General features: G+C 35.3%; 16 protein-coding genes and 3 pseudogenes. 15 read left to right on the plus strand and 4 right to left on the minus strand.

Translation table 11 applies throughout. The features are described from left to right. The 9 genes and pseudogenes from KQI94_RS12090 to KQI94_RS12130 form a co-directional block, all read left to right on the plus strand. Positions 1-486: pseudogene (locus tag KQI94_RS12090) on the plus strand (phage tail protein); the annotation flags it as partial. Between the two features lie 16 nt (positions 487-502). Further along, a complete protein-coding gene (locus tag KQI94_RS12095; protein WP_002389851.1) occupies positions 503-2,521 on the plus strand; it encodes a phage tail protein in 2,019 nt (672 codons plus the stop codon). Next, on the plus strand, positions 2,522-2,695 hold the full coding sequence (locus KQI94_RS12100) for a hypothetical protein (RefSeq protein WP_002369077.1): 174 nt from the start codon (positions 2,522-2,524) through the stop codon (positions 2,693-2,695). A gap of 11 nt (positions 2,696-2,706) precedes the next feature. Next, positions 2,707-4,665: a pyocin knob domain-containing protein gene (locus KQI94_RS12105; protein WP_253296175.1), complete on the plus strand. Its 1,959-nt coding sequence runs from the start codon at positions 2,707-2,709 to the stop codon at positions 4,663-4,665. A gap of 67 nt (positions 4,666-4,732) precedes the next feature. After that, complete coding sequence (locus KQI94_RS12110; RefSeq protein WP_002369079.1) at positions 4,733-4,954, plus strand: hypothetical protein; 222 nt, start codon at positions 4,733-4,735, stop codon at positions 4,952-4,954. Beyond that, positions 4,951-5,154 (plus strand): phage holin, encoded by a 204-nt coding sequence (locus tag KQI94_RS12115; protein ID WP_002369080.1) that lies wholly within the window; start codon positions 4,951-4,953, stop codon positions 5,152-5,154. The genes KQI94_RS12110 and KQI94_RS12115 overlap by 4 nt, the downstream gene beginning before the upstream one ends. Positions 5,155-5,158: 4 nt before the next feature. Continuing rightward, positions 5,159-6,418 carry a GH25 family lysozyme gene (locus KQI94_RS12120; RefSeq protein ID WP_002369081.1) on the plus strand — a complete coding sequence of 420 codons (1,260 nt, stop codon included), beginning with the start codon at positions 5,159-5,161 and terminating at the stop codon, positions 6,416-6,418. A 12-nt stretch (positions 6,419-6,430) separates the two neighbouring features. Then, positions 6,431-6,811 (plus strand): hypothetical protein, encoded by a 381-nt coding sequence (locus tag KQI94_RS12125; protein ID WP_002369082.1) that lies wholly within the window; start codon positions 6,431-6,433, stop codon positions 6,809-6,811. A gap of 88 nt (positions 6,812-6,899) precedes the next feature. Continuing rightward, positions 6,900-8,165, plus strand: coding sequence for a peptidoglycan DD-metalloendopeptidase family protein (locus KQI94_RS12130; protein WP_002388981.1), 1,266 nt, complete (start codon positions 6,900-6,902; stop codon positions 8,163-8,165). A 63-nt stretch (positions 8,166-8,228) separates the two neighbouring features. On the opposite strand, the gene KQI94_RS12135 is transcribed toward KQI94_RS12130, so the two are convergent. From KQI94_RS12135 to KQI94_RS12145, 3 genes are all read right to left on the minus strand, one after another. Beyond that, positions 8,229-9,731 (minus strand): glucosyltransferase domain-containing protein, encoded by a 1,503-nt coding sequence (locus KQI94_RS12135; protein ID WP_002369084.1) that lies wholly within the window; start codon positions 9,729-9,731, stop codon positions 8,229-8,231. A 385-nt stretch (positions 9,732-10,116) separates the two neighbouring features. Next, a complete protein-coding gene (locus KQI94_RS12140) occupies positions 10,117-10,698 on the minus strand; it encodes a DUF4950 domain-containing protein (protein WP_002369085.1) in 582 nt (193 codons plus the stop codon). A 366-nt stretch (positions 10,699-11,064) separates the two neighbouring features. Continuing rightward, positions 11,065-12,303: an aminopeptidase gene (locus KQI94_RS12145; protein WP_002362125.1), complete on the minus strand. Its 1,239-nt coding sequence runs from the start codon at positions 12,301-12,303 to the stop codon at positions 11,065-11,067. Between the two features lie 250 nt (positions 12,304-12,553). Here KQI94_RS12145 and KQI94_RS12150 point away from each other — a divergent pair, with 250 nt between their 5' ends. Continuing rightward, positions 12,554-13,126 (plus strand): TetR/AcrR family transcriptional regulator, encoded by a 573-nt coding sequence (locus KQI94_RS12150; protein WP_002356883.1) that lies wholly within the window; start codon positions 12,554-12,556, stop codon positions 13,124-13,126. Positions 13,127-13,284: 158 nt separating this feature from the next. Beyond that, positions 13,285-13,758 carry a TspO/MBR family protein gene (locus KQI94_RS12155; RefSeq protein ID WP_002356884.1) on the plus strand — a complete coding sequence of 158 codons (474 nt, stop codon included), beginning with the start codon at positions 13,285-13,287 and terminating at the stop codon, positions 13,756-13,758. 73 nt (positions 13,759-13,831) lie between these two features. Here KQI94_RS12155 and KQI94_RS12160 read toward each other — a convergent pair whose 3' ends face one another. After that, on the minus strand, positions 13,832-14,275 hold the full coding sequence (locus KQI94_RS12160) for a flavodoxin (protein WP_002369088.1): 444 nt from the start codon (positions 14,273-14,275) through the stop codon (positions 13,832-13,834). Positions 14,276-14,449: 174 nt separating this feature from the next. Here KQI94_RS12160 and map point away from each other — a divergent pair, with 174 nt between their 5' ends. The 4 genes and pseudogenes from map to KQI94_RS16585 all read left to right on the plus strand — a co-directional run. Continuing rightward, complete coding sequence (gene map / locus KQI94_RS12165; RefSeq protein ID WP_002356886.1) at positions 14,450-15,214, plus strand: type I methionyl aminopeptidase; 765 nt, start codon at positions 14,450-14,452, stop codon at positions 15,212-15,214. Positions 15,215-15,229: 15 nt separating this feature from the next. Then, positions 15,230-16,140, plus strand: a pseudogene (locus KQI94_RS12170) (YihY/virulence factor BrkB family protein). A 106-nt stretch (positions 16,141-16,246) separates the two neighbouring features. After that, positions 16,247-17,383, plus strand: a complete 1,137-nt coding sequence (locus KQI94_RS12175) for an MraY family glycosyltransferase (protein WP_002366956.1) — start codon at positions 16,247-16,249, stop codon at positions 17,381-17,383. A 121-nt stretch (positions 17,384-17,504) separates the two neighbouring features. Then, positions 17,505-17,644 (plus strand): annotated as a pseudogene (locus KQI94_RS16585) (glycosyltransferase family 2 protein); the annotation flags it as partial.

A 17,644-nucleotide genomic window follows, 5' to 3' on the forward strand; every position in this document is an offset into this window, starting at 1 on the left:
ACTCGAAGCGATGCTACTAGTGTTATGTGGGGTTCAACAGAAATAACGTTTCAGGCTAACTATCTTATGGGTAATACTGGATCAGGGGCTGTTGACTTACCTATTGTTATTGAAGGTGGGGCGTATTGGGGTTCAACCATGATTACTTTTCAAAACCGTTCCTATCTAATGGGAGATAATGGTCAAGAAGTGAAGCCGATTGAAATATATCCAACTGTCGAAGGGTTAAAAGTAAAACCGATTATTACTATAAAAGGTACTGGTAGAGGCGTGTGGATAAAAACTAGAAGTGATACTATTGATATTGGTGATTTTGATAAATCAGAAATAGTGATTGATACAGAACAGTTTAATATTACGAAAAACGGGAAGCCAATGATTCGTCCTATGAACGATTTTTATATTTATCCAAATGAGCCACTATACATCCAAGCGAAAGATAGTACTTTTAATCTAACTATTCGATATCCAAATCGTTTCTTATAGGAGGTGTTGCTAAAATATGTTGATGGCAATGGATTTAAAAAGAGAATATACGGCAGTTTTAGATAACGCTTATAATGTTGGATATGAAAAAATTGAAAACCAAATAGGGAATCTAGAATTTTCAATGCCGTTGGATGATCCTAAAAATGAATTTTTGCAAGAAATGTTATGGGTTGAACTAACAGATAATGAAAATGAATATATAGGATTATACCGTGTTATGCCTTCAACGGTTCGCAAAGATGCTAGTAACAATTCAATCACGTATACGGCAAATGAAGCTCTGTGTACTTTGCTAGACACAGTTCTTTTTGGTTATCATGAACTAGTGAATCGAAAAACGGTTGATGTTATTAACTATCTTTTGAATAAACAAAGGTCAAAACACTGGGTTTTAAAAAAATGTGAATTCACTCGGTATTTTAGTTATGCATGGGAAAATGAAAATGGTCTCGCTGATGCCTTGTTTAGTATTCCTCAAGCATTTGATGAAGACTACATGTGGCAATGGAATACCAAAGTTTATCCATTCGAATTATCTTTAGTGAAGCCACCAAAAGAACCTGTTGCTCGTATTCAAGAAGGATATAACATGCAAGGTTTTGAGATTGAAAGAGATCCTAACAATTTAGTTAATCGAGTTTATCCTTTAGGTGCTGGTGAAGGCGTCAATCAGATAAATATAAAATCAGTGAATAAAAATGTCCCTTATGTAGAAGATTCACAGTCGATAAAAGATCACGGTTTAGTTGAATATGTTTGGGTGGACCAACGATTCACAGTTCCGCAAGCTTTAAAAGACAATGCAATCAACATGTTAAAAAAATGGGCACAGCCTAAAATTTCTTGGGATGTGACTGCGGCTGATTTATTGAAATTAACAGATGAACCTTTAAGCATTGATAAGTTAAGACAAGGAACTGTGATTATGATTAACACAGATGACTTTGGAAGTATAAATTTACGTATTAAAAAAGAGACAAAACAGGATGTATTCGGTGCCCCACAAGATATTCAGCTAGAGCTTGGTAATTTATCTGACGATTTTACTACGACAATGTCTGATTTGAAACGTAAACAGGAAATAAATGAGACATACTCGCAAGGTGCAACGAATATTTTGAACTATAGTTATCAAGATAACTGCGAAAAGGCCTACCCAGCAGAAATTGAATTCTTCTTAGATGATGATGTATTTCATGTAAATACTGTAGAACTGACTTTTAAAACTAAGCGCTATCGTGGCTACACAAAAGCCGTAAAAGGAGGCGGAGCTACGGTTAAAAGTACTTCAGCTGGTGGAGCTTCAACACAAACGAGTTCAGCTGGTGGCGGAAGTGTCGTTTCAAGTTCAGCTGGAGGAGGCTATTCTAGTGGATCCACCACAGGTGGAGGAGGAGGTAGCATTCAATCCAGTTCTGTAAATGGTCAAAGCTCACAAACAAGTTCAGCAGGTGGAGATCATAATCACCTGGTTGCAACTAATAATGGTAGCACTGAATCAAGTGCATTTTATCGAGAAATGGATGCGGGGTCAGGTATGAGATTTAGACTAATGTCGACTGCATCAACAGATTGGTACACAAAGACGAGCTCAGGTAATCATACTCATAATGTGACTACACCGGCACATTCCCACACAGTGAATACACCTAACCATAGTCACAATTTTAATATTTCTATACCAAACCATACTCACAGCATATCAGTTCCTAGCCATAGCCACCAAGTAAGAATACCGGCACATACACACCAAATTACTTTACCTGATCATAGCCATCCATTAGAATGGGGAATTTATGAGGCACCAAGTAGCGCAACTAGTGTTGATATAGTTGTAGATGGTACCACCATTCCAGTACACGATACTAGCCAACAAAGACTAAACATTGTTAATTACCTTAGGAAAACTAGTGGCGGTAAAATCTCTAGAGGTAATCATACAATCAAGATAATACCTAACAAACTTGCACGAATCGAAGCGCAAGTTATTTGTCGTGTTTTTATACAATCACAATTAGGAGGACAATTTTAAATGAGATTAACAGTAAAACTAATTAGCAAACAAGAAGAATTTATAATTAATGATGAATCAGGTAAAACGTTAGATGATTATTTTGCAGAACTGATTGATAATAGTTCGCCATTCATCAAGATAGGAAATCGTATTTTACAAAAAGCCACGATTGAATACATTAATGCAGAATAGGAGTGATGGATATGGCTATTGAACAAATCAAAGAAACAGATACGCTGAATCAAGGTCGAATTAAAATTAATGCTATCTTGGATCAATCAAACGCTTCATCTGAAAAAGTAGATGCGTATCAAGAAGAATTAAAAAACGGTGTTGATGATGCAAAGAAAATAGCTGATACCGCTGGTAAAGAGGCAATCAAAGTTGCTGAAGAAGCAGGGGCTCAAGCAAATGCAACGGCGAATCAAGCGATGGATAATGCTAATACGGCAATTACGATTGCAGGAAATGCAGTTTCAACGGCAAATAATAATAAACAAGAATTCGATGCTCTAAGAAATGATTTTGACAAGTTGGTCGGTGAAGCAGGTGATAGTAACCCTGAAATCGTACAAGCTAGAACAGATACTCAAGGAGTAACGCAACCGACATTAGCGACTCGATTACTGGTTGATTTTAACGATCGTATGACTAAAGCGGAAGGTGTATCATTACTGTCAGGAACAACAAATGTAAAAATTCCTATGGATTTTTCTGGGAAAACGGCAGGTAATACAGCAACTAATGCGCATCAATATTTTACGGATGTAACTGCTAAATCGCTAAAAAAACCAAAAGATATATGGAATGAAGTTTCTCAAGCAGAATACAATAAATTAGTAAGCCGTGATGATTCTGGAGTAAGTAGTGGTTCAACACAAACTGGAGTTATCCCACAACAGTTAGGTTCATTCAATGCTTTAGAAGCTGCAAAAAAATTAATTCCTCAAATTTTCGAAGGATTAAATCAAGAAGAAGCGGTATCTTTATTAAAAGATAGCTTTGTAGCGTTCACTATTAGCGAACGTGCTAAAGCAACTTCGCCAAACAACAAAACAATTAAAGTTTCTACTTACATTGAGTTAACAGATTCATGGGCAACTCAAATCCAAGAAAGCGCTGGAGAGTATAAAGATATATCAGCGCAAATAACAGACAAAAATTTCATTACTAGCGAAGGGGTTATATATCTAATTAATTATACAGATCCATCGAATGGAGTAACAACAGCTAATTTAGATATAGACTATTCAGCTATTCAATTAGAAATTAGTGTTAATGTCCAAAACGTTTTAGAAAAAAGTGGGTTTGTTAAATCAAAACAATTAAATGATCATGTAGACGATAAAGAAAATCCACATCAAGTGACAGCTGAGCAAGTGGGAGCATATAGCAAGACGGATTCTACTGATCTATTTATTAACAAAACTGAAGCAGAAAATGGATTGTTTGTTGCTAAAAAAACAGTTGTTAACTCGCAAGATTGGGATAAAATTCTAGATGCAGGTATTTACACCGTTTTTGGAGCTTCTGGAGCAAACAGACCTTATTCGGGTGCAGCTTATGGTGCTTTAGTTGTTTATGCTGATAATACATTTGTAAGTCAAACGTATATGTATAAAGGTGCAACATACACCCGTAGTCGTCAAGGTAGTCCAGCGGCTTGGACACCATGGAATAAAATGCTTGTGGAAAAAGAACAACCTTTTGAAGCTTGGTATTTGCCTGGCACTAATCATGCTGGATTCAAAAATAAAGCGAGGTACAGTTTGGGGCCGGAATTTAGCAACGTAGGTAATCGACTTGGATTATCTATGAAAAGCAATCCCTTAGAATGGAATAGTGGTCGATGGCAAGCAAAAGTGCTTAGAGACTGCAAGTTAAATGTAAGTGGAACTGTAAAATATCAAGTTGGCGGTTCGAGAGGTGTTCTATATGCTTATACTCATATAGATAAGGGACTAGATGCTGGGGCAAGTGACTTAGGTATTGGAGCGGCAGTCGGAGCTGTTGGCGGTTTGAATTATCAAAATGTCGCAGCCTTTGACTTAAACGTTACACTAAAAAAAGGCGAGTATTTTGCGTTTCGTTTAGAATTAGCAGCAGATAAGCAACTTGACTATACTCAATTATCGTCGATGCGTATTACAGAATTAGTATAGGTATTGAATTTTAAAATGAAGCCGTTTAGCAAAAAGCTAAGCGGTTTTTATTATTGGAGGAATTGTTTTGTCAAATGAAATTGTAGTTGCTGTAATAGGATTAGTAGGCAGTACATTTGGTGCATTTATTGGAGTTGTAGCTAGTGCCAATTTGACAGCTTACAGGATTGAACAGCTAGAAAAGAAAGTAGAAAAACATAATGGGGTAATTGAAAGAACCTTTAAATTAGAAGGTCGAATGCAAGAAGCGGAACATGACATAATAGAATTGAAAGGAGCAAAAAAATGATATTACCAGACAAGTATTACAAAATCATTAAATGGGGAGTGCTTACTGTGCTTCCTGCAAGTTCTGTTTTGGTTGCCACACTAGGCAAAGCCTATGGATGGCAGCAAACAGATATGGCTGTTTTAACTATCAATGCCATTGCAACTTTTTTAGGAGTAGTAACTGGTGTGTCAGCATATAATTTAAAAGACAAGGAGTAAACGAATGAAAAAGAAAATTTTAGTGGGAGCGTTAATCGCTCTATTTTTTATGCCTTTAAATGTATTTGCTGCAAAGGGTGATCAAGGTGTTGATTGGGCCATTTATCAAGGTGATCAAGGGCGTTTTGGTTATGCACATGATAAATTCGCTATCGCTCAAATTGGCGGCTACAATGCTAGTGGTATTTACGAGCAGTATACCTATAAAACGCAAGTAGCAAGTGCCATTGCTCAAGGAAAACGAGCACACACCTATATTTGGTATGACACTTGGGGAAACATGGATATTGCGAAAACAACGATGGATTACTTCTTACCACGTATTCAAACGCCTAAAAATTCCATTGTTGCTTTAGACTTTGAGCATGGCGCTAATTCTGATGTAAACGCAAATACAGAAACGATTTTGTATGGTATGCGCCGCATCAAACAAGCAGGTTACACGCCAATGTATTATTCATACAAACCTTTTACATTGCAATATGTAGATTATCAGCAAATTATTAAAGAATTTCCTAACTCTTTATGGATTGCTGCATATCCTAGTTATGAAGTAACACCAAGTCCATTGTATGACTATTTTCCAAGTATGGATGGTATTGCAATTTGGCAATTTACATCTACTTATATTGCAGGCGGCTTAGATGGTAACGTAGATTTAACAGGAATTACGGATAGTGGTTATACAGATACCAATAAACCAGAAACGGACACGCCAGCAACAGATGCAGGTGAAGAAATCGAAAAAATACCGAATTCAGATGTTAAAGTCGGCGACACAGTTAAAGTGAAATTTAATGTAGATGCATGGGCAACTGGTGAAGCTATTCCAGATTGGGTAAAAGGAAACAACTACAAAGTGCAAGAAGTAACTGGAAGCAGAGTATTGTTAGAAGGTATCCTGTCATGGATTAGCAAAGGCGATATTGAATTATTGCCAGATGCAACAATTGTTCCCGATAAGCAACCAGAATCTACTCACGTAGTGCAATATGGTGAAACATTATCCAGCATTGCTTACCAATACTGTACTGACTATCAAACCTTAGCTTCGCTAAATGGGTTGGCTAATCCAAATCTTATTTACCCTGGACAAACTTTGAAAGTAAATGGATCAGTAGTAAGCAATGTTTACACAGTTCAATACGGTGATAATTTATCAAGTATTGCATCTAAGCTTGGTACGACATACCAAGCTTTAGCACAACGAAACAGGTTAACTAATCTTAACTTGATTTATCCAGGGCAAACATTAATTTATTAGGAGAGTGGTAGTATGAAATCAGAAATAAAAAAACATATTCGTCAATTATTATGTGATTATAAAAAAATAGAAAAACAATTGAAAAAGTATGAAGATGCATTAGTTTACCCCCAATCTTCTTTTTCTTTATACTTTGAAGAAAAGTCAAATGAAAAAATAAGTTTGAACCAAATAGTTTTTCATAAGTTTTTTTTAAATACAGTTGAAGAGGTTTTATCAGATGCAACATCGGATGTACGTGATATTTTTATTTCTAAGTATAAAAATGGCTATCCACGTAAAAAGAATGAAATTGTGGCCTATGAAACTTATTTAAGTTTATCAACGATTAAAAGAAGGGATAGTGAATTCTTAGAGGAATTAGCACGACAATTAGGTTGGCTAGAAGTTTGAGCAAAAAAAAAGTGTATTTAGTTGTAGACTTTAGATAAGGACATATGTTCTCCATGGACGCATGGACAGAATATTAAGGAGGGGAATTATGGCAGACACATGGTTAAGTCCTCTTGCTGTTTCTTATCAAGCAACTCAAGAATGGGATGAACCTGATTATTTGAGCGGAGGGCAAGCAGGAATTCACGGAGGCATTGACTTAGCTCCAAAAGCAGGTACTAATCCACCTGTTTATTCAGCTAAATCTGGGACAGTAGAAGAGGTAGTACCAAATCATCCAATTGGTGGTAATTACATTGTTATCAGACATATGGATAACTACTGGACCTATTATGGACATTTAGCAACTATAAATGTATCAGTAGGACAACAAGTAACAAATCAAACGGTTCTTGGATTATGTGGAGCAACTGGGGGTGCCACAGGTATCCATCTTCATTTTGAAGTATGGCGTGGTGGTAAATGGCAGAGAATCAATCCACGAGAAGTAATTAATTTAGATGGATCTGGCAGAGACTCTAGTAATAACGGTGGCAATGGTGGAATTTATACAGGCGGAGCTTTATTAAATGCAGGAAAAAGCATTTCAGAATCAAATATTCGTCTAATCATTTCTGCTGGAAAAAAATATAATATCAAGCCAAGTTTTATGATTGCACAAATGTTTATTGAAAGTCATTGGGGAGATCCAAGCATTTCAATTGTTGGAAGTAAAGACAATAATTGGGCAGGAATTTCAGAACCTTTTAGCGTTCCAGCTGATTTAGGAATTAATATGAGTCGTGGATCAGCAAGACCAGTTGGTGAAGGTGGTTATTATATTCATTTTGCAACCATGAACGATTTTTTTAAAGCATATGCATTTGTATTATCAAAAAGAAATGGCTTATATAATGTTGAAGGTGCAAATTCAATTGAAGAATACTGTAAAGGCTTATTTCGCATAGGTGGAGCAAATTCAGACTATGCCGCGACAGGCTATCAAAATTATTTTAATATGTTAATACCAACTTATAATTCAATAAACAAACAAAATCCTGGTAAACTTGCACAAATTGATGCAAGTACTGAAGAAATTACTAATAATGGAGGACTGACAACTATGCAATGTTTATATGAACGACCAATTAATCCGAATACTGGAGCTTTAGATATAAATGGCTCAGCAACTACAATGATGTTTTGTAATGGGGTCAATACACGACGAGTATATCATAATGATGAAGTTAATATTGTTAAAGAGCTATATCGTAAAAACAATGGAAAAGAAATCCCGGTATATTATAAAAAAGATTGGCCTAAAACTTCGCCATGGTATATTCGACTAGAGGCAATGTTTCCAGTAGTGAAATGATTTTATGTAAATAACCCTATTCCTGATAGAATAGGGTTATTTTTATTAACAGAAGTTTGAAATTTATTTTGATAAATTAACAATTATACAATCATCTACCACTCTGATGGAATCTTTACTAGGCCAGACGTTCATTTCCGCTTGTAAAGCTTTGTGTTTTTCAAAATCTTCTGGTGTAGGATCATTAAAATTTAATCCAAATGTTTTCATATAGAGTAAAGTATTTAAACTAGTATGCACCGAGTTAGGCATGAATTCAAATAATGAAACACCGTTTGTTTCACCTTTTATATTCGAAACATTCCGAGGAGAACGATTTCCATACATTAAAAGTTTATAGGATTCAGGATTTTCAATTTCCATTGAATAAATGTTATTTGTAATCATTTCAGCAGTACGTAAATCTTCTTCCGCTGTTAGATACTCAGAATATTCTAGGTTGGTTGTTTCCCGAACTTGAATAAAAGTAAAGAGAATTACTATACCAATTAATAAATGTTTAAGCACAAAGTTGTATCCCCAGTAAATCATAATAAAGACGAGTAATAACGCTAAAACAGCAGGGAAGTTAGGTACTTCACCTCTAATTGCTGGACGTTTTCCACCTAAAATTGTAAACATGAGTGGAGTGATTAGAATACCTAACAAGGTAATAAAGATGAAAAAAACATTTTTGCGTTTTAGATAGGACATATTAATTAATACAATGACCAGTAAAAGAACACATATCAAAAACAGCGGTGTAAAAAAAGTGTCTCCGACTGGAGGGAAGAATAGTTCTTTGGCGTAATCTTTAATATCGTTGATAGAATCTATAAAGGGACGTTTGCCCCAAAGAATCATATTATCTAGATAGGAGCTTTCAACTTTTAAAACTTTTTTCGCTAACATCGCCATTAGTTGAGATAGAACGAGAGATGAAATAGCTAGTAGAATAAAATGGCCGATTTTGAAGGCATAGTCTTTAAAAGAAATTTTAAGATCATTTAACTGAGCAAAATACAATGCCATTAAAATTTTGAATAAAATTAAGGTACACGCAAATACAAAGAATGATTGATACATAGTAAGTGTAAACGTCAATAACAAAAAGCCAAATAATTTAAAAATTTTATTGGGAATATGGTAAATAGTAATGAGAGAAAGTATAACCAAACAGATACCTAATGAAAATTCAAAATTTTGTAGGACGAAGTAAAATTGTTCGCTAAATAATTGACTGGTTGGAAAAATACTCGGGATAATATATAAATACTTTTTGTTATAAATCTGCTTAGTTGAAAGATCAACATAATAGCATAACAAGATAGCGGCGATAGCAAAGAAAATAATAGCTAACAAATTTAAAAAATAAACATTTACATAGTTGTATGTTAAAAGCTTTAAAGCTACTAATCCTGGTCTACCAATGGAAACCCAATGTTTTAAGTAGCCTCTGTAGTTAGTCATTAAGTGCATAGTATCAATAGCGTAAGTATTGTTAAATAGTTTAATACCATAAGTAGCAAAGACCATCAAAAAGCTGTAGATAGCTAAGCCTTTGTTTTCTTTAAAAAAATATTTCATTTTTTTCTCCTATCGTTTTATTTCTTAACCATATAAATTTACTTAGTTTTGAAATTTGAAAAAATTTTTGAATTTTTCATAAATTATACTAACAAACATATATTTGCTAAATAGAAAAAAGCTTTTTTGAAAAAAGTCTTACTAGTTAAATAAAATAACCTATAAATTACCAAAAATATATTTATACAGTACATTAATTATAAATTAAGAGCACCTCAAATTCCAGTTTTAATTAAAAACAAGTAATTAGATAGTTCTTGTTTCGACAAATCACTTATTAATATCAACAGCTAGTTGTATGAAAAAAACTATATATACTATATATAATTATAAAAATAGATAGAGTCAGCTAAGATGACTTAAAAAATTAACATGATGGATATTTTTAAGGTGTCTGAGAAGATGCTTCTAGGATTCCAGTTTGTTGTTCAGATGACATTTGTCCTTTATTTTTAAGTTCAAGCCATTGCTCTAGCGTAATGTTTCCAAGATAACTATAGATTTGATTTTCAGTAGATAAAGTGCCATCTAAGTTTTTTGTAAATGAGAGAGAGGTATTATTAATTATAAAATTCATTGTAATGCTTCCGTCAGCGTTACTTAGAAAATTAGGACTCTGAATAACTCCATTTGGCTGGCCAGATCCAGACATTTTTCCATCAGGATTAATGAAAAAGAAATTACCACTTTGCGGAATACCCCAGCCACCAACAAAAGAAGACAAACTAGCTGGATCCTCAGTATGTGATTGTTCTTCTTCAGTTTGGGATGATTTTCTGTCAGCAGTTGAAGTAGTTGTTGTGTTAGTGGACAGTATGTTTTTTTCATTTATACTATAATTAGATGATTTCTTTACTGTAGAAGTGACAGTAGTTGATGACCCTTTTGTATTTTCTGTTTTCGTATTTTCATTAGTACAAGCTGTTAGTAATAATAATGCAAAGACCAGCGAAAGAGATTTCTTCATTTGTAATCATTCCTTTCAATCTATTCATAAATTTAGTAATGTAAATAACTGCTGTAAAAAAACTATACCATACTATAAAAATATAATAAAAAAAAAGAGTCAAAAAGCTAAGGCTATTAATAGAGGGGCAAAAAAGGGGCAAAAGTTGTAAAAGGTTGTAAAAAAATATATAGTATTAAATTATAATATTCTTGATTTAACAGTGTTTTTACAAGGCTATAAATAGTCGTAAAATACGCTTGAAAGACTAAGCAAGTGCCGCCATGTGTCTGATTGAATAAGGAACGTATCAAGGCTGAGAAGCCTTTTTTTATTTGAAATAAAAAGAAGCAAGCCGTTATTTTTACGGCTTGCTTCTTTTTAAATTTATGCCCAATCGCCATTTCTAAAAACAGGAACAATCGTCCCGTCTTCTTTAATGCCGTCAATATTCATTTTGTCAGATCCTACCATAAAGTCCACATGCGTTTGGCTACGATTTAAACCAGCTTCAGCTAATTCTTCTTCGCTCATCTCCGTGCCGCCTTGTAAGTTGAAGGCATAGGCCGAACCAAAGGCTAAATGATTAGAGGCGTTTTCATCGAACAATGTATTATAAAAAATCAAACCGGATTGTGAAATTGGTGAAGGGTCAGGTACTAAAGCAACTTCCCCTAGGTGTTTGGCACCTTCATCAATAGCTAAGAGATTTTTCAATGCTTCTTCACCTTGTTCAGCTGAGAAGTCAACAACTTTTCCATCTTTAAATGTAAATTTCATGCCCGAAATGATTGTGCCAGCATAACTTAGTGGTTTTGTACTAGAGACATAACCATCAACGCGGCGACTATCTGGGGCGGTGAAAACTTCTTCTGTTGGCATATTAGCCATGAATTCTTCTCCACGCGCGTTATAACTACCAGCGCCTTCCCATAAATGGTTTTTAGGCAAACCAATCGTTAAATCTGTCCCAGGAGCTGTGTAGTGTAAAGCAGTAAATTGTTGTTCGTTTAATTCAGCCGCTTTTTCTTGTAATTTTTTATCATGGATATCCCAAGCAATGACTGGGTTTTCTTCATAAATTCGTGTTGTTTTGAAAATTTCATTCCAAAGTGCATCAACTTGTTCTTCACTTGTTGCTAATTCTGGAAAGACTTTAGCTGCCCAGCCTTCACTAGCAGCCGCTACAACAGTCCAACTTACTTTGTTGGCTTGCGTTGCTTTTCGTAGGTTGACCAATGCTTTCCCATTAGCCGCTTGGAAAGCTGCTACACGTTGTGCATCCACGCCAGCTAATGCATCAGGATTAGAAGAAACCACGCTAATTCGGCTTGCGCCTTTGGCAATCCAATCATCGGTTTGATCAATTTTATATTGAGGAACATTTTCAATACGATCAGTTGCAGCATGAGCTAAAAATTCACGTTGAATGGTTTCGTCGCTCCATTGAACAATTACTTCGGCCGCACCTAAGCGATAAGCTTCTTCCGTAATTAAGCGGGCAAGGGGCGCTTGATCAACACTGATTTGTAAAACAACCGTATGATTGTCCTGAACATTGACACCCGTTTCAGCAATTAAACGTGCATATTTCTTTAGATTTTCATTAAAATTCTCTAAGGTCATTCGTGATTCCTCCTTCATTTTGATGGGTAATGACTGCTCATATCATAACACGGAAGAGCAGGGAACTCAACGAAATAAAGCCTTTATCAACTGTTATTTTAAGTCGGGGTAAAAGTTGTCGTGCTCCCGCTCAGTGAACTTTTGTACAAAGAGTTGTTCTAATTTTGCATAATAGAAAAATCGTGTTACAATAACCATAAGCATTTATTTGGAAGCGTTGTATATGAATGAATAAAGGGGATAGGGGATTATGGCAAGAAAAAAAACCATTACGAAAGAGCAGATTTTAACAGCTGCCTATGAAGTAGTCGCCACTGAAGGATTTTCGAAGTTCACTGCACGTAATATTGCTAATAAAATGAAATGTTCCACCCAACCGATTTATTTGGAATTTAAAAACATGGATGATTTACGCGATGCTTTATTCCAAAAAATTCATAAATACTTAGCGAAAGAAGTCTTTCCAGTAAAACATACCGGGAATACAATTGTTGATTTGGCTTTAAACTATATTCATTTTGCGACAAGTGAAAGTAAGTTATACCGTGCGCTTTATTTAGAAGAATATGGTGGCGGCAAAAAAATGCAAGAATTCTCTTATCACTATTTTACTGAAGCGGTAAAAGCTGATCCTGAGTATGCTAATTTAAACGATGTTCAAATTGACTCTTTACACATGGGAACATGGGTGGTCGCTACTGGTGTGGCTGCATTGATGACTTCTGGAATTATCCATCCTTCAGAAGAACAAATCATTCATTTAATGAAAGATAGTATTGAAGCAATTCTTGAACGAGATGAACCAATTGATATTGACCTATAAAAATTAAAAAAAAGTGTAACCTCATGCTGATAGCTTCTGTGAGGTTACAGCAAAAGACTGTTTCTTAAAAGAACGGTCTTTTTTTGTTAAGTGTATTAATGGTAGATTATTCGCAACCATGCTACAGTAAAGAAGAGAAATAGAAAGGGGCAAAAAACATGAACCGAGTGAAAGATAAGCGTTTATGGCTAAGTATTGTAGGAATTACCGGACTAGGGCTCTTGTCGGGCTTATTTTCAGTAAATGCGAGAGAATATTATCAAGCGTTGAGATTACCAAGTTTTGCTCCGCCAGGCTGGTTATTTGGACCGGTGTGGTTGGTGTTGTATATTTTTATGGGCATTACTTTTTATTTCATCTTAGTTCATCCAAATAAACAACAGAAAAAACGGATGATTACGCTATTTATTTTACAATTTATTGCGAACTTTTTCTGGACATTTTTCTTTTTTTCTTTACAAAATAATTTATTATCTGTGATTGATATCTCATTGTTATGGCTATTATTAATAGTTCAACAGTGGGACTACTTGCGTTATAAATTAATAACGCGTGGCTGGTTGATGATTCCTTATATTCTTTGGGTTACTTTTGCGGCAGCTTTAAATTACAGTATTTTATTTTTAAATTAGGAATATCAAAACACCAGAGAAAAATGGAAACTAGCCATTTTTCTCTGGTGTTTTTTTATTTATTTCAACGTAGTTATTCTGCGGCAGTTGCTAATTTTTTCGCAAATTCTTCTAAACGTTGGATGTCGTCTTCTTCAGCGGCTAGATCAACTTTAACGCTGTCGGCGCCTTTTTTTGCCCCAATTTGAGTAAAGACTGCTTCGAAGTCGTCCACCGATTTACAAAAATCATCATAAAACGTGTCTCCTGAACCACAAACGCCGTAGATTTTTCCTGATAAATCAATCTCTTGTAAGTCTTCATAAAAGTCGACAATTTCATCAGGTAAATCGCCATCGCCATACGTATATGTAGCTACTACACAGATATCGGCCTCTTCAAAATCAGCGGCATCGACTTGCGTACACTCATCAATTTCGACCTCTAATTCTAAATCTTCAAATGCTTCTGCAACAATGTCGGCAATTTCTTCTGTATTCCCAGTCATGCTTGCATACACAATTTTAGCTAACGTCATAAACTTTCTTCCCCCTCATACAATTCTGTCACTTATTATAGCAGATGCGCATTTCTTATAAAAGACTAGCGAGTGCTTTTATTAAGGGACTTTTTGAAAATTGGTGTTTGAACAATCTTTTTTGCCAAAAATGTGATAAAATAATTTGAATGAAACAAGTTTAGGAGAGATAGTATGATTACATTAAAATCACCACGAGAAATTGAAATGATGGATGAATCAGGGGAATTATTAGCGGATGTTCACCGTCATTTACGGACGTTTATTAAACCTGGCATTACAAGCTGGGATATTGAAGTATTTGTGAGAGACTTTATTGAAAGTCATGGTGGCGTGGCGGCTCAAATTGGCTATGAAGGCTACAAATATGCTACTTGTTGTAGTATCAACGACGAAATCTGCCACGGATTTCCTCGTAAAAAAGTATTAAAAGATGGCGACCTAATCAAAGTAGATATGTGTGTCGACTTAAAGGGCGCAATCTCTGATTCTTGCTGGTCTTATGTCGTGGGTGAATCAACACCTGAAATTGATCGCTTGATGGAAGTAACCAAAAAAGCGCTATATCTTGGGATTGAACAAGCACAAGTAGGAAATAGAATTGGCGATATTGGTCATGCGATTCAAACGTATGTAGAAGGAGAAGGCTACGGGGTAGTTCGCGACTTTGTAGGTCATGGCATTGGCCCAACTATCCATGAAAGTCCAATGATTCCTCACTATGGTGAAGCAGGTAAAGGACTACGTTTAAAAGAGGGAATGGTTATTACCATTGAGCCAATGGTTAACACAGGAACTTGGCGCATGAAAATGGACCCAAATGGTTGGACTGCTTATACTGAAGATGGCGGTCTAAGTTGTCAATATGAACATTCATTAGCGATTACGAAAGAAGGTCCAAGAATCTTAACGTCACAAGGCGAAGAATTGACTTATTAATAAGGAGAGTGTGTGATGAAGTTTCTCGACAACATCAAAAAGAATCAATCTTTGATGCGTTTTATTGAGACAACGCAAAGTCACATGGTCACAGCCGAAATAGGCAACAGCTCAGTGGTTGTTGCCTATTATTTATTACTCTCGCTGTTTCCATTACTGATTGCGGTAGGTAATGTCTTACCTTATTTAAGAATCGACCCTAATTCTGTGTTGCCTTATATTGCAGAGGCGATTCCGAAAGATGTTTATAAGAACTTAGAACCAGCGATTCGTTCACTATTGACTCAACGTTCAGGCGGGTTGCTTTCTGTTTCCGCTTTAGCAGCATTTTGGAGTGCCAGTCAAAGTATTAATGCACTACAAAACGCGATGAATAAAGCTTTTGGTGTCGAACAAAGGAAAAATTTTATTCTCGTAAGAGTGGTCTCATTTTTAGTTATTTTGTTATTTATGGTAGCGATTGTTGGTGTAGTAGTAATTTTAGGTCTGGGTCAGTACATTATTGAATTACTGCAACCAATTTTCCATTACTCAACGTCTGTGATCGATACTTTCCAAGCGTTAAAATGGCCGTTAACGACCGTTGTTTTATTAGTGATTATGTGTTTGATTTATGCGGTCGTTCCTAATCGGAAATTATCGTTACGTTCTATTTTGCCAGGGGCTATTTTTTCGACAGTCGGTTGGATGCTATTATCACAAATTTTTGGTTTGTACGTAAAATATTTTAGTTCTAGAATCGCAAGTTATCAAATCATCGGGAGTTTTATCATCTTGATGTTATGGCTGAATTTTGCTGCCACGATTATTATTTTAGGAGCAATTGTCAACGCTGTCGTCGATGAATACTTATCTGGAGATAAAGAAAAAAACAACCAAGTTTTGAACAACGCTTGTTTAGATGGTTTAAAAAGAAAAATAAATAGATTTCTTTAAAAAAGTCTAAACCGTTGCCAGAACACATGTTTCAGCTTGTAAATGCTTCAGTTTACGGTATAATATACCCTGAACGAGAAGAAAGTGGGTTCGACTATGTCACTATTTATTTATGAAGTTTTGATACGTTTATTTATGACATTTATCTTATCTTTGCTATTAACACCACTTGTTAAGCTTCTAGCGTTTCGGATTGGCGCCTATGATGCACCAGGAGAGCGACGAATCAATACCAAAAATATGCCTACAGCAGGAGGACTTGCAATCTATATTGCTTTTGCTAGTTCATGTTTATTGATTTTTCGTTCGATTATCCCACAAGATTATATTTGGCCGATTATTTTGGCTGGTGGAATGGTTGTTTTGACAGGCCTCATTGATGATATTAAAGAGATTACTCCAATGAAAAAAACAATCGGTATTTTGTTAGCAGCATTAGTTATTTATTTTGTTGCTGGAATTCGGATAGATTTTGTGACGTTGCCAGTCGTTGGAATGATTGATTTACGCTGGTTTAGTTTACCACTAACTTTATTGTGGATTTTAGCGATTACAAATGCAGTAAATTTAATTGATGGTTTGGATGGTTTAGCATCAGGCGTATCCATTATTGGATTAACCACGATTGGTATTACAGGGTATTTTTTCCTACATGCTAAAACGGTCTATATTCCAATTGTTATTTTTATTTTAGTTGCGAGCATTGCGGGATTTTTCCCATACAATTTTTATCCAGCTAAAATATTTCTAGGAGATACCGGGGCGTTATTCCTCGGGTTTATGATTGCAGTAATGTCGTTACAGGGCTTGAAAAATGCTACGTTTATTACGGTAATTACGCCAATGGTGATTTTAGGTGTGCCAATTACGGATACGGTTTATGCAATTATTCGACGGCTATTGAACAAGAAGCCCATTTCCTCAGCAGATAAAATGCATTTGCATCACCGCTTGTTATCTTTAGGTTTTACCCATAAAGGGGCGGTCATGACTATTTATGCATTAGCGTTAGTTTTTTCCTTTGTCTCTTTATTGTTCAGCTATTCAAGTACAGTAGCATCAATTTTATTAATTGTCTTTTGTTTAATTGGCTTAGAACTATTTATTGAACTAATCGGTCTAGTTGGCGAAGGACATCAACCGTTGATGTATTTGTTACGGATTTTAGGGAATCGTGAATATCGTCAGGAGCAAATGAAAAAGCGACTTGGCAAGCATTCTAAGAGAAAGTAAAGAAATCTTTAGGTTGCTTTGCGAGAGCGTAAACCTATGATATAATTCCATTAAACTTAAAAAAGTATATGTGTGAAACATATGCTTTTTTTTTAAGACGATGTTTCAGTAGTAAGGAGAAATGAGCATGCAAGAAATGGTAACAATCTCGATTGTCACTTATAATAGTCGTTACATTTTTAATGTACTAGACCAATTAAAAGCCGAACTGGGTACTGATAGTATCTATGATATTCATATCTATGACAATTATTCTGAAAC

This window comes from Enterococcus sp. S183_ASV_20 (assembly GCF_018919685.1).
In the GTDB taxonomy this organism is placed as follows: domain Bacteria; phylum Bacillota; class Bacilli; order Lactobacillales; family Enterococcaceae; genus Enterococcus; species Enterococcus faecalis.